Origin of the sequence: Alteriqipengyuania lutimaris (assembly GCF_003363135.1) — a bacterium.
GTDB lineage: Bacteria > Pseudomonadota > Alphaproteobacteria > Sphingomonadales > Sphingomonadaceae > Alteriqipengyuania > Alteriqipengyuania lutimaris.
Window position 1 is genome coordinate 2,518,804 of record NZ_QRBB01000001.1, and the last position, 13,213, is coordinate 2,532,016.

Consider the following 13,213-nt stretch of genomic DNA (forward strand, 5'->3'; position numbering starts at 1 on the left):
CGGGGCCAAGCCGCCCTGCACCGCCCTGCCGCGCAAACCAACGCCCGGCTAGTAGGTCTCGCGGCTTTCAAGCTGGCGTTCGGCCACGATGGTCTGGTCGATCCTGCGAAGACCGGCCTGTGCCTCGTCGTCGGAAGTCTTGTCTGCCAGCGCTTCCAGATAGTACCTCTCGGCCGTCGCGAAATCGCCCGCCTGCTCGGCGCATAGCCCAAGATTGAACAGCAGGGAGGGATGCGTGCCGATGGCAGGCTCGAGCGCGGCAAAGGCGTCGCATGCTGCGCGTTCGTCCTGCTTGGTCAGCCGCACAGCCTCGCGAAAGGCCCCGGAAGCATCGCCGGACATCCCCTTGCGACGCTCCATGATCCGGATATCCTCGATCGCCTGCACCGGCGCGAGCGCGCGGCGGACGTCGTCGGCAGCAGCGGCCAGTCCGATGTCCACGACGGGCGCGACTAGCGGCTCGTCGTCGTAGCCGGGACAATAGCTCAGCACTTCGTTGCGCGAGAGCAGGCTCGACCACAGGATGGTGCCATCGGCCGACCTCAGATTGGCGCGCGGGCGAATATCGACCGCCAGCCGCAGGCAGGAGAGGTCCACCTTTTCGCGGCGCAGGCACTGGCCCTTGTCGTCTTCTTCCACGCACAGCTTGCGGCGCTCCGAGAACTCGGATTCGGTGACCCGCACCCGCGCATCGCCGTCGAGAATTGCATCGGCGCTGTCCGCCTGTGAGCGGTGGACCAGCGTGAAAAAAGGCTGCCCGTCGATCGCGGCGTCGATCAGACGGTGCTCGATGCGATTCGCGAAATCCCTTCCCTCGCGCCCTGCAAAGTGATCGATTGCGATGGTGTGCATGGCCGCGGCCTCGTTGCTGGCCGCCGGATAGATCGTCTCTATCCGCAACGTCTCGGCCTGCGCATTTGCGCCAGCGACAAGCATGACCCCCATCACGGCACGCTTCAGCATCGTCATCGCTCCCTGTCTGTGACAGAGATCAAGCACGATAAACCTGTCGCGAGGATGAGCGGCCGCCGGAGCGGCCGTTCAGCGGTCGTATCCGCTCAGGCGTCGCCTGCGCGATCGACGCGGGTCGCCTCGGGGGCGTCGGGTTTCGGCTGTTCGACCGTGCGGATCGAAAGCTCACGCAGCTGCTTGGGGCTGACGATCGACGGCGCGCCCATCATCAGGTCCTGCGCGCGCTGGTTCATCGGGAAGGCGATGACTTCGCGGATGTTCGGCTCGTCCGCCAACAGCATCACGATCCGGTCGATCCCCGGTGCCGAGCCACCGTGCGGCGGTGCGCCCAGCTTGAACGCCTCGATCATGCCGCTGAAGTTCGCGTCGACGTCTTCCTTCGAATAGCCTGCCAGCTCGAACGCCTTGTACATGATGTCCGGACGGTGGTTACGAATGGCGCCGCTGGACAGCTCGTAGCCGTTGCACACGATGTCGTACTGCCACGCCTTGATGTCGAGCGGGTCCTGGTTCTCCAGCGCGTCCATCTCGCCCTGCGGCATCGAGAACGGGTTGTGGCTGAAATCGACACGCTTCAGGTCTTCGTCGTGTTCGAACATCGGGAAGTCGACGATCCAGCAGAACTTGAAGCAGCCCTGCTCGATCAGTTCGAGCTGCTCGCCAACACGCGTGCGCGCCGCTCCGGCCAGCTTCTCAGCCTCCCTGGGCTTGCCAGCCGCGAAGAACAGGCCGTCGTTCTCGCCCAGACCCAGCTCGTCATAGAGCTTGGCCATTTCCTCGGGCCCATGGTTCTTGGCGATCGGACCGCCGAACTCGCCGCCCTTGCGGGTCACGTAGCCGAGGCCCGAATAGCCTTCGCGCCGCGCCCAGTCGTTCATCTCGTCGAAGAACTTGCGGCTCTTCTCGTTGGTGTTCGGCGCAGGGATCGCACGCACGATGCCGCCACCGCCGACGATCTTCTCGAAAATGCCGAAGCCGGACTTTTCGAAGTGATGCGTCACATCGGTGATGATGATCGGGTTGCGCAGGTCCGGCTTGTCGCTGCCGTACTTGAGCATCGCCTCGGCATAGGGAATGCGCGGGAATTCGCCCGCAGGCGTCACGCTCTTGCCGCCCGAGAATTCCTCGAACACGCCTGCCAGAACCGGCTCGATCGCCTGGAAGACGTCTTCCTGCGTCACGAAGCTCATCTCGAAGTCGAGCTGGTAGAATTCGGGGCTGCGGTCGGCGCGCAGGTCTTCGTCGCGGAAACACGGCGCGATCTGGAAATAGCGGTCGAAGCCGGCGACCATCAGCAGCTGCTTGAACATCTGCGGCGCCTGCGGAAGCGCGTAGAAGCGGCCCGGGTGCAGGCGGCTGGGCACGAGGTAATCGCGCGCGCCTTCGGGCGACGATGCGCCGAGGATCGGCGTCTGGAATTCGGAGAAGCCCTGGTCGATCATGCGCTTGCGCAGCGAGGTGATCACGCGGTTGCGCAGCATGATGTTGTTGTGAACCCGCTCGCGCCGCAGGTCGACGAAGCGGTACTTGAGGCGGATATCCTCGGGATATTCCTGCTCGCCAGCGACCGGCAGCGGCAGTTCTTCCGCCATCGACTGGACCGTGGCGGACTTGGCGAAGACCTCGATATCGCCGGTCGGCAGGTTGGCGTTGCGCGTTTCCTGCGAACGCGCCTTCACGACGCCGTCGATCGTGATGACGCTTTCCGACTTCAGCGAATCCAGCAGGGCCAGCGCCTCGCTATCCTCGTCCGCCACGATCTGCGTGATGCCGTAATGGTCGCGCAGGTCGATGAACAGGACACCGCCATGGTCGCGCTTCCGGTGCACCCAGCCCGACAGGCGAACGGTATCGCCGACATGATCCTCGCGAAGCTGTGCGCAAGTATGGGTACGGTAGGCGTGCATCTTGGAAACTTTCCGGTTCGGGGATTAGGCGCTAGGGGCGACACCGCGGATGGTCGGCATATGCCCGATTGCTTGCACGCGCTAACAGGCGATGGACCCCGATTTGTCAAGGCGAGGCTTTGGCAGGCAGGGTCCGTTTCGATGGGGCCACACCGGTCCGGGGGCGGTACTCCGCCCGACCGTTTGAAAGACGATACATGAAAATTCACGACCTGATTACCACCACCGACAAGCTCGCCGAACTGTGCGAACGCCTTGGCAAGGGCGACTTCGTCTGCGTCGACACAGAGTTCATGCGGGAAAACACCTATTGGCCAGAGCTTTGCCTGATCCAGATCGGGGACGAGAACGAAGCCGCGGCGATCGACCCGCTGGCCGACGGGATCGACCTTAAACCCCTGCTCGACCTGCTGACCGAGAACGAAGACGTGCTGAAGGTCTTCCACGCCGGCAGCCAGGACGTGGAAATCTTCTACAACCTCACCGGCAAGACCCCGCACCCGATCTTCGACACGCAGATCGCGATGATGGCAATCAGCCAGTCCGAACAGATCGGCTATGCCAATCTGGTGGAACACTGGCTCGACAAGACGATCGACAAGGGCGCGCGTTTTACCGACTGGAGCCGTCGCCCGCTGACCGATCGCCAGCTGGAATACGCGATCGGCGACGTGACCTATCTCGCGACGATCTTTCCGAAGATCCTCAAGAAACTGATCAAGACTGACCGTGGCGCGTGGCTCAACGCCGAGATGGACAAGCTCGCCGATCCCGAAAACTACGCGATCGAGCCCGACAAGTCGTGGAAGCGCATCCGCGCGCAGGGCCGCAATCCGCAGGTGCTCGGACGGCTGAAAGCGCTCGCCGCATGGCGCGAAGGCGAGGCGCAGCACAAGAATATCCCGCGCGGGCGGATCATGCGCGACGAAACGCTGGCCGACATCGCCGCGCATCCGCCCAAGAAGCAGGGTGACCTCGCCAAGGTGCGCGGGCTTTCGAATGCGTGGAAGGACAACGAGATCGGCAACCGGCTGATGGAGGTCCTCGAAGAAGCCGAGCCGCTTCCCTCGAACGAAATGCCCGAGCGCAACAATCGCGGAGCGCCGCTGGGCAAGGAAGGCGCGCTGGTCGCCGACCTACTCAAGCTGCTGCTGAAGATCCGCGCGCGAGAGATCGATGTCGCGTCGCGGCTGCTGACCAAGTCGGACGAACTCGAACAACTGGCCGCCGGCGTACGCGACCTGCCGATCCTGCAAGGGTGGCGGCGCGAGGTCTTCGGCCGCGACGCGCTGGACCTGGTCGAGGGCAAGCTCGCCTTCGCGGTCGAGAAGGGCAGGCTCAAGATGACGCATATCGACGAGGTCGAGGGCTAGCCTTCCATGAGCACCTACCTCCCGACCATCCGCCAGCTCCAATACCTCGTATCCCTGCACGAGCATGGCCATTTCGGGCGCGCGGCGGAGGCCAGCTTCGTTTCCCAGTCGACGCTGTCCGCAGGGATTCGCGAGCTGGAGACGCTGCTCGACGTGACGCTGGTCGAACGTAGCCGCCGGGTCGTTCGCTTTACCCCGCTCGGCCAGCAGGTGGTCGAGAAGGCCCACGCGCTGCTGCGGCAGGCCGAAGACCTCTCGGACCTCGTGCGCGCCGCAGGCCAGCCTCTGACCGGGACCCTGCGGATGAGCGTGATCCCGACGATCGCGCCGTTCCTGCTCCCGAGGATACTCCCGCGCCTGCGCGCAGAGCGCCCCGACCTGAACCTGTTCCTGCGCGAGGAGACCAGCAGCGATGCGGTGGAATCGCTGCATCATGGCCGGGTCGATTGCGTGCTGCTCGCACTCCCCTTTCCCACGGGAGATGTCGAACAGGCGCTGATCGGCGAGGATCGCTTCTTCGTCGCCTATCCCGGCGACGAGCCACGCGAGGTGCCCGAAGAGATCCGCCCCGGGATGATCGAGGACGGGCGCCTGCTGCTGCTGGAGGACGGCCATTGCCTGAAAGAGCATGCGCTGGCCGCCTGCAACCGGCCCGAACTGCGCGCCGCGACCAGCATGATCGCCACCTCGCTCCACACGCTGGTGCAGATGGTCGATAACGGGCTGGGCGTCACGATGCTGCCGGAAATGGCGCTCGAGGCGGGCATTCTCAAAGGCACGAGCGTCATCGCCCGGCCGCTCGATTCCCCGGCGGCGACTCGTGATATTGCATTGATTTGGCGGAAGAACTCGCCACGGGCCAACGACTTCGAACTGCTGGCAGACGAGTTGCGCGCAGGCTGATAGCCTTGACGAATCCCTGGAGCAAAGCCGGATTTCACAAGAAAACCCGAGACACAGAACGGGTTTCTGTGTCAGTCTGCCTTCCGGCGGCGGCAAAGACCCGTCGCCAGCTTGGTGCAAGATGCACAGCGATCGATAGATGATCGGCGGCGCGAAACAAGCTGGGGAACAATTTTGACGGGGATTAATCCGGATATCCGGCAGGGCGCACGCCCTACCTTCAACCCCCACGCCTTCGAAGAGGAGGTGCCCCGTAATATCGTCGCCGATATTGCTTCGCGCCCGCCTCTGCGCCCCCACGTCATCACTTTCGCCAACGAAAAAGGCGGTGTGGGCAAGTCGACCCTGGCCTTTCACGTCACCGTGGCGCTGGCCCATGCCGGGCACAAGGTCGTCGCGATCGACCTCGACCGCCGTCAACGCACGCTCGAGCGCGGGCTGACCTATCGCGGAGGCACCGCAGGGAACCTCGGCATTGCGCTGCCCTGCCCGCAATACGCGGTTCTCGACCACCCGAGCACGGCCTCGCTCTATCAGACGATCAACCGGCTGGGCGGCGATGCCGATTTCGTGATCCTCGATGCAGCGGGCGCGGATTCCCCGATCTTCCGCCGTGTCGTCGCCATGGCCGATACGCTGGTCACCCCGATCAACGCCTCGTTTCTCGATCTGGAACTGCTCGGCCACCTCAACCCGGTGAGCGGCATTCCCGAAAGCGCCGGGTGCTTCGGCCAGAGCGTCTTGGCCTTGCGCGAGGAAAAATTCTCACGCGGGCTCGGGCGCATCGAATGGGTCGTGGTCAAGAACCGGGTCCGCACCGCCGAGAAACGCCATCTGCACCGGGTCGACGACGCGCTCCAGCGCCTGTCGATCAGCCACGATTTCCGGATCGCCAGCGGATTGAGCGAGCGCGTCGCCTTCCGCGAACTGTTCCAGTTCGGACTGACCCATCTCGATCTCGAAATGATACCCGGCATGGTCCGCCCGCAGTCCAGCAGCCGGGACGAAATTACGGCCCTGATTGCGGACTTGAGCTTGCAGGCGGAGGCGCGTGGCTCCGGGAATGGCAGCACACGCCCGAGCGCACGCGTGCTAAAACGCACCCGGGAGGATTATCGCGCGGCACTGCACGCAGCGTTGTAGCGGCGGGCTCGGCCGAACGGCCATGCCGGAGTGCCCCCAAAGCTAGACCAGTCGCTCAGCCGGCGGCGCGTGGCGGGTTGGACAGCCTGATCTGGTTGCGACCGCCTTCCTTGGCGAGATAGAGCGCGCGATCGGCAGCGGCCAAAGCCTCTCGCGGGTCGTCGAATTGCGAAACGTCTGCGATCCCGGCCGAGAATGTCACGATGCCGAAGGGCTTGTCGGTCCGGCGATTGATCATCCGCCGTTGGGCGAGATCCCGCCTGGCGCAGTCGAGCCGCTCGAAAGCTTCCTCAATCCCGACGCCGCGAAAGAGCATCACGAATTCCTCGCCGCCATGCCGCGCAAGGAAGCAATCCCTGCCGCAAAGCGCAGCAAGCGACTTGCCGATTTCGGTGATGATCCGATCGCCCGCTTCGTGGCCGTGCGTATCGTTGATCGCCTTGAAGCGGTCGATATCGCAAAAGGCCACGCTCAACGGTTCACATGCGGTCGCCGCCCGCGCGTGATCGGTTTTGAAGGCTTCCTCGAACGCGCGGCGGTTGGGCAATCCGGTAAGGTAGTCGATCTCCGCATCGCGGCGCGCCCGATTGAGGTTTTCACGAAGCCGCGCGGTTTCCTTCTCGCTGGCCCGCAATTCTTCCTCGGTCTCGCGCGAGCGGGCGAGCATCGCCTTGGCGAAATCCGCGAGGTTGGACAGCAATTGGTCGGTCGAGGGCGCCTCGTTCAGATCGTCGACCCGCCGTTCCAGTTCGTCGCCATATTCGGACGTCGCGCGCCGCATGGTCTTGGTCGCCTGCGTGAGCGCTTCGATCCCGCGTTCGAGCTCCCTCGCCAGGTCCTGCACCGATCGGTCGCGCTTGCGCGCGGTGACCGCGGCGGTTTCTTCCAGCCACGATTGCGTGATCGGCAGGCCGCTCTCCTTGCGTGCCTGGACACCGCGCTGCAGCCCGGGGTTGAGGCCCTGGCACGCCTCGAAGGCGGCATTCAGATTGAAGGGCGTGACCTCCAGATCGTGGTCGATCAGGAAGGCGCGAATATCGTTGAGAAAGCGGCGGCGCGCGCGCTTTTCCGATCGCGAGCTCGCCCTTGCGGAACCGTCGTCCTCGTTCACGGTCGCCAGACGCGGGCGGAAGAAGCCCGCGCGGTCAAATACATGTGCCGAGGCCGGCGTTTCGTCAAAAGCGGGTTGCGTTGCCATGACCCGCAAATAATCACACGAATCTTTCTTTCAGGATAAAGCGCGCGGAATTATTTTTCAGGTGTCCATGTGGGTCAGGCCGACCTTCAGGTAGCCCCAGCCGGTAACGCAAGTCAGCACTGCAGCCACCCACAGCGATGCGAGACCCAGCCAGCGGACCGGTTCGATCTCCGGCACTGCGCCCGCGAAAATCAGTAGGCCGAGCGCGATCATCTGCAGCGTCGTCTTCCACTTGGCGAGACGCGTGACCGGCACCGAAACCTGGATACCGCCGAGAAATTCCCGCAGGCCCGACACGATGATTTCGCGCATCAGGATGATGAGACCCGCGATCACGTGCGCGTCGCCCACGATCGGCCCGGTCAGCCCGCCTTTCGCGGTCAGGATCAGGATCACTGCCGCGACCATGATCTTGTCCGCGATCGGATCGAGGAACTGCCCCAGCTTCGACACCGTGCCCTGCGTGCGCGCCAACATCCCGTCGAAATAATCGGTTACCGCCGCAGCGATATAGAGCACCAGCCCCACCGCGTAGCCAAAGGTCCAGTCGGGCCACCACAGGAACAATACCAGCAGGGGCACCGCGAAGATTCGCGACAGCGTCAGGAGGTTCGGGAGTGTCAGCATTTCGTCTCGAACGCGCCTAGCCCACTGGCGGGTCCAGAAAAACCCTCTACCGCCCTTTGCGTGAAGGGGCGGCTTGCCCTAACGGATTGGCGAAGCGGCGCGACGACGCGCCCCGGAGTGCTTGTATGACCACGTTGAGACTGCTCAGGCGGCAGCGGTTCCTCCCGCTGTTCTGCACCCAGTTGCTCAACGCTTTCAACGACAACCTCTACAAGACAGCGATGGTCCTGTTCGTGGTCTACGCGGTGTACAACGATCCGGACGCGGAAACCCGGTTCAGCGCCATCGCCTCGGCCCTGTTCATCGCACCTTTCATCCTCGTATCCGCCATCGCAGGCCAGCTTGCGGACATGCGGGACAAGGCGAAGATCATCCGAACGGTAAAACTGTGCGAGATCGGGCTGATGAGCCTGGGCGCAGTCGGCCTCTTCCTCGCCTGGCAGGGGCTTCTCATCCATAGTCTGGCCATTCCGCTGATGCTGTTCGCGCTGTTTCTCGCCGGGCTGCAATCGACGTTCCTCGGGCCGATCAAATATGCGATTCTGCCGCAGCATCTGCGCAAGGAAGAGGTCCTTGCCGGCACCGGGCTGGTCGAAGCGGGTACCTATCTCGCGATCCTTCTGGGCACGATCATCGCAGGCTGGATCCCGGTAGAAGCGGCGATCGTCCTGATTATCGTGACGGCGATGATCGGTTATGCGAGCAGCCGGAAAATTCCGACGGCCCCCGCCCTGGGCGAGATCGAACCGATCGACTGGAACATCCTGCGCTCCTCGCTTGCGCTGGTACGATCGGCAAAGAAAGATCGCGTCATCTATCTCGCGATCATTTCCATCAGTGTGTTCTGGATGGTGGGCGCGATCCTATTCATCCAGTTCCCCCCGCTGGCCAAGAACGTGATCCATGCGAGCAAGGAAGTCGCGACCCTGTTCATCGTCATGTTCTCGATCGGGATCGCGATCGGATCGGTCATCATCAACCACCTGCTCGCGGGCGAAGTATCCGCACGCTATGGCCCGGCGGCGGTGGTTGTGATGGGTTTCTTCATCGTCCTGTTCTACATTTTCGTGCAGCAATGGCCGACGGATTTCGAAGGCGCCTTCCTGACGGTGCCCGAATTCCTCGCCTACCCGCTGGCGTGGATATTGATGGGCATCCTGCTGCTGGTCGCCGTTGCCGGAGGGGTCTTCGTGGTGCCGCTCTACGCCTTCCTCACCACGCGCGTTTCGGGCGACCGGGCCTCGCGTACCATCGCCGCGACCAATATGATCAGCTCGCTGTTCATGGTCGGCGGCGCGGTCCTGGCGATCCTCATGACCGCGGCGGGCCTGCCGATCACCGAACAGGTGCTGGCAAGCGTGGTTCTGTGCCTGGTCACGAGCTGGGTGGCGCGCAGGCTTCATGCCGAAGAGCACCTGCCGACCGTGCACCAGGCCTGAAAACCGCTTTTCAGAATATGAAGACGAGCGCTCCGGTCAGGCAGACCGCATAGGCGCCGAGGAAACCCAGCCAGTCGCTTTTCGCCCAGCCCCAGCGCGTCCGGTGCAGCATCCGGTCGCGTCGCAGGTCGGGCCGCACCATCAGCGAAGCGCGGAAAGGATGGCGGGCGGACTCGTCGGTCAGAACAAGGGAGCGTCTCATGTCGGAGAGGCTTAACCTTTTGGTAAGGATTGGCGAGCGCCCGCTGCGTTGCGTCCGCGAGTGGGACAATGGCCAGCCGGCAAGCTTAACGCCCCACTTGCCGTGCCGTCGCCAATTGCCCGACGCGCATCTGCGTTCTAGGGCGCTTTTCATGGCTCACAGCACCACTCCCCAGGCCGCGCGCCTGCTCGTCGATTGCCTGGCCGAACAGGGCTGCGATCGTATCTTCACCGTTCCCGGCGAAAGCTTCCTGCCCGTGCTCGACGGGCTGGTCGATCAGGCGCAGATCGATGTCGTCACGTGCCGGCAGGAAGGGGGCGCTGCTTTCATGGCCTGCGCCGACGGGGCCATGACGCAGCGCCCCGGCGTGGCCTTCGTCACCCGCGGTCCCGGCGCGACCAACGCCAGCATCGGCGTGCATGTGGCGCAGCAGGACAGCCAGCCGATGATCCTCTTCGTCGGCGACGTGGCGCGCGACATGCGCGATCGCGAGGGCTTTCAGGAGATCGATTTCCCGGCCTTCTTCGGCCCGATCGCCAAGTGGGCCGCGCGGATCGACCGGGCGGACCGCATTCCGGAATACATCGCCCGCGCCTATGCCACCGCCATATCGGGCAGGCCCGGGCCGGTGGTGCTCGCCCTGCCCGAGGACATGCTTTACGACGAGACGTCGGCGGTGCCGCGCGCGCGGGTCGAGCGGCCCGCTCAGGCGCCCTGCCCCGATGCGATGCAGGCGATGATGGCGCTGATTTCCGATGCCGCCGCACCGCTCGCGATCATCGGCGGCGCGGGCTGGAACGCCAAGGCGCGCGAGCATTTCCAGCTGTTTGCCGAGCGTTTGGGCCTGCCGGTGGCGACGGCATTCCGGCGGCAGGATGCGATCTCGCCCTCATCCCCGGTCTATGCAGGCAACCTCGGCTACGGCCCCAACCCCAAGCTGGTCGAGCGCACCAAAGCGGCCGACCTGCTGCTGGTGGTCGGCGCGCGGCTGGGCGAGGCGACGACCGATGGCTACACCGTGCCCCCGCTGACCGACAAGGATCGGACGCTCATCCACGTCCACCCGGACCCGGCCGAAATCGGCAGCGTGTACCCTGCAGACCTCGCGATCTGCGCCAGCATGGACGAATTTGCGGAGAGCGCGGCGCTATGGGCGGGCGAGGATCCGCTGCCCTTCGACGCGGGTGCACAAGCGCACACAGAATGGACCGAGTGGTCCACAGCGACACCTAGCGACAGCTACCCGCTCGATCTCGCGGCCTGCGTGCAGTTCATGCGCGACACGCTCCCCGCAGATACGATCATCTGCAACGGCGCGGGCAATTTCGCCGGGTGGTGGCATCGCTACTGGCGCTATAATGGCTATCCTAGCCAGCTCGCCCCGACCTGCGGTGCGATGGGCTACGGCGTCCCCGCGGCGGTCGCGGCGGCGATGCGTTTTCCCGAGCGGATGGTTGTCGCAGTGGCCGGCGACGGCGATTTTCTGATGAACGGGCAGGAACTGGCGAGTGCGGCGCAGGCCGGGTGCGACCTGCTGGCGATCGTGGTCGACAATTCGGGCTACGGGACGATCCGCATGCACCAGGAGCGCGAATTTCCCGAGCGGGTCTCCGCCACAAGACTCGCCAACCCCGATTTTGCGGCGCTGGCCACCAGCTTCGGCGCGTGGAGCGCCACCGCTAGGACGACCGAGGAATTCAGGGATGCGCTGGTCGCGGCCGAGGGGCGCAGCGGGCTGCGGCTGATCCATGCAGTGATCGATATCGAACAGCTGGCCGCCAGCGGGGCCAGCATCAGCGGACTGCGCGCAAAAGCGGGCTGATACGAAAAAGGGCGGCGCCAATGGCACCGCCCTTCTTCATTTGTGTTCAGCCGAGACGATCAGATGTCGTCGCCGAGAGCGCCCTGGACTTCGCCCTTGGCCTGCTGGGCCTTGCCCTTGGCTTCCTGGCCGCGGCCTTCGGCGCGCGTTTCGGGGTCGTTCGACTGCTGCTTGGCTTCGCCGACGGCTTCGTTGACGTTGCCTTTGACCTTGCTCTTAAGTTCACCCATGTCCGTTCTCCGTTTCATTGCGTCGGCATCAGCGCCGATGTGTAAAAGAAACCGAGGAACAGGGACTTATGTTCCTATGTTGCGCAGCGAAAGCGCCCAAGCGAGTGTTTCGTGCGATCAGCGCTTGGTCATGCCTCCGTCGACGACATATTCCGCTGCGCTGACGTAGCTTGCGGCGTCCGAAAGCAGGAACAGCGCCACGTCGGCGACCTCGCGCGACTCGCCCATGCGACCGAGCGGAACCTGGTTCACGACCTGCTCCTTGAACTTCTCCTGCTGCTCGTCGGGCATCCCCGTGCGGTTGATGAAGTTGGTCGCGATCGGACCGGGGCAGACCGAGTTCACGCGGATATTGCGATCCGCCAGTGCGCTCGCCCATGAGCGGGCAAGCGAGGCGCATGCCGCCTTGGTCGCCGCATAGACCGCACCCTGCGCCTGCCCGAGATAGGGCGCGACCGAAGACGACAGCAGCACCGCGCCGCCACCGTTCAGCATGCCGATCAGTTGCGCCATCTGGAGCACCGGCCCGCGAACATTGGTGTTCATCATCGCGTCGAAGAAGTCGGCGTCGTTCGCGTCGTTCTCCTGAAACTTGCCGTAGCCCGCGTTGAGCCACAACAGGTCGAGCGAGCCGAAATGCCCTTCGATCTCTTCGCCGAGAACCTTCGCTGCAGCCGGATCGGCGGCGTCGTTCTTGAGCACCAGCGACCCCTCGGGCAGCGCATCGCGCGCATCCTCGAGGTGGTCGTCGCTGTGCCCAGTCACTGCGACGCGCCCGCCTTCGGCCGCGATGACCTTGGCGGCTTCCAGCCCGAAACCGCTGGTGCCGCCCGTGATGAGCGCTTTCTTTCCTTCGAAACGATTGGCCATTGCCTGATCTCCTGTCTGATTCTTCGTTCAGACCATCAATCGGCGAGCGGCGAGGCGCGTTCCGCTGAGCAGGGGGTGACTTTGGGCGGTAGTCAGATCCCCGCCATCTCGAGGATGACCGACCATTCCTCGGGCATGACCTCGCATACGGAAAGGCGCGAGAGCTTCACCAGCTGCATTTCGGCCAGCTGCGGTTCGGCCTTGATCGCCTTCAGCGTCACGACATGGGGCAGCTTGGTCCTGGGCTTGACGCGCACCGCCGCCCACTTGCCGCTTTCGTCGGTCGGGTCGGTCATGCCGGCTTCGCTGATTTCGACGATCCCGACGATCTCGCGCCCAATATTCGAATGGTAGAAGAACGCCTGATCGCCCACCTCCATCGCGGCGAGATTGTTCTTCGCCTGGTGGTTGCGGACGCCGTCCCAAACACCCTCGCCATCCTTTTCGAGGTCGTCCCAGCCGTAGACGTCGGGTTCGGATTTCATCAGCCAGTAGCGCAAGGGGTCGATCTCCAATTATTCGTGCGG

The 13,213-nt window shown here is 64.1% G+C and carries 13 protein-coding genes; 5 read left to right on the forward strand and 8 right to left on the reverse strand.

Annotated features, from left to right (window positions below):
* Positions 1-48: 48 nt before the first annotated feature.
* Positions 49-963, reverse strand: a complete 915-nt coding sequence (locus DL238_RS12115; RefSeq protein WP_147291016.1) for a tetratricopeptide repeat protein — start codon at positions 961-963, stop codon at positions 49-51.
* A gap of 95 nt (positions 964-1,058) precedes the next feature.
* Positions 1,059-2,879, reverse strand: a complete 1,821-nt coding sequence (aspS, locus tag DL238_RS12120; RefSeq protein ID WP_115492501.1) for an aspartate--tRNA ligase — start codon at positions 2,877-2,879, stop codon at positions 1,059-1,061.
* A 197-nt stretch (positions 2,880-3,076) separates the two neighbouring features.
* Here aspS and rnd point away from each other — a divergent pair, with 197 nt between their 5' ends.
* The 3 genes from rnd (at position 3,077) to DL238_RS12135 (ending at position 6,298) form a co-directional block, all read left to right on the forward strand.
* On the forward strand, positions 3,077-4,252 hold the full coding sequence (rnd, locus tag DL238_RS12125; RefSeq protein WP_115492502.1) for a ribonuclease D: 1,176 nt from the start codon (positions 3,077-3,079) through the stop codon (positions 4,250-4,252).
* A 6-nt stretch (positions 4,253-4,258) separates the two neighbouring features.
* Positions 4,259-5,155, forward strand: a complete 897-nt coding sequence (locus DL238_RS12130; protein WP_115492503.1) for a hydrogen peroxide-inducible genes activator — start codon at positions 4,259-4,261, stop codon at positions 5,153-5,155.
* A gap of 174 nt (positions 5,156-5,329) precedes the next feature.
* Positions 5,330-6,298, forward strand: a complete 969-nt coding sequence (locus DL238_RS12135) for a division plane positioning ATPase MipZ (RefSeq protein ID WP_199801314.1) — start codon at positions 5,330-5,332, stop codon at positions 6,296-6,298.
* 55 nt (positions 6,299-6,353) lie between these two features.
* Here DL238_RS12135 and DL238_RS12140 read toward each other — a convergent pair whose 3' ends face one another.
* Positions 6,354-7,409 carry a GGDEF domain-containing protein gene (locus DL238_RS12140; protein ID WP_234031061.1) on the reverse strand — a complete coding sequence of 352 codons (1,056 nt, stop codon included), beginning with the start codon at positions 7,407-7,409 and terminating at the stop codon, positions 6,354-6,356.
* Positions 7,410-7,553: 144 nt separating this feature from the next.
* Positions 7,554-8,123, reverse strand: a complete 570-nt coding sequence (gene pgsA / locus DL238_RS12145) for a CDP-diacylglycerol--glycerol-3-phosphate 3-phosphatidyltransferase (protein WP_115492505.1) — start codon at positions 8,121-8,123, stop codon at positions 7,554-7,556.
* 125 nt (positions 8,124-8,248) lie between these two features.
* Between pgsA and DL238_RS12150 the strand changes: the two genes are divergently transcribed.
* Positions 8,249-9,562: an MFS transporter gene (locus DL238_RS12150; RefSeq protein WP_115492506.1), complete on the forward strand. Its 1,314-nt coding sequence runs from the start codon at positions 8,249-8,251 to the stop codon at positions 9,560-9,562.
* Between the two features lie 10 nt (positions 9,563-9,572).
* Here the strand turns inward: DL238_RS12150 and DL238_RS12155 are convergent, their stop codons facing one another.
* The gene (locus DL238_RS12155; protein WP_115492507.1) at positions 9,573-9,764 is read right to left on the reverse strand and encodes a hypothetical protein; all 192 of its coding nucleotides are present in this window, start codon (positions 9,762-9,764) and stop codon (positions 9,573-9,575) included.
* A gap of 151 nt (positions 9,765-9,915) precedes the next feature.
* Here DL238_RS12155 and DL238_RS12160 point away from each other — a divergent pair, with 151 nt between their 5' ends.
* Complete coding sequence (locus DL238_RS12160; protein ID WP_115492508.1) at positions 9,916-11,586, forward strand: thiamine pyrophosphate-binding protein; 1,671 nt, start codon at positions 9,916-9,918, stop codon at positions 11,584-11,586.
* 59 nt (positions 11,587-11,645) lie between these two features.
* Here DL238_RS12160 and DL238_RS12165 read toward each other — a convergent pair whose 3' ends face one another.
* The 3 genes from DL238_RS12165 to DL238_RS12175 all read right to left on the reverse strand — a co-directional run bounded on the left by DL238_RS12165 (position 11,646) and on the right by DL238_RS12175 (position 13,171).
* Entirely contained in the window at positions 11,646-11,816 is a 171-nt protein-coding gene (locus DL238_RS12165; RefSeq protein ID WP_115492509.1) for a CsbD family protein, read from the reverse strand.
* A gap of 117 nt (positions 11,817-11,933) precedes the next feature.
* Positions 11,934-12,686 (reverse strand): SDR family oxidoreductase, encoded by a 753-nt coding sequence (locus DL238_RS12170; protein ID WP_115492510.1) that lies wholly within the window; start codon positions 12,684-12,686, stop codon positions 11,934-11,936.
* A 92-nt stretch (positions 12,687-12,778) separates the two neighbouring features.
* A complete protein-coding gene (locus tag DL238_RS12175; protein ID WP_115492907.1) occupies positions 12,779-13,171 on the reverse strand; it encodes an EVE domain-containing protein in 393 nt (130 codons plus the stop codon).
* Between the last annotated feature and the right edge of the window lie 42 nt (positions 13,172-13,213).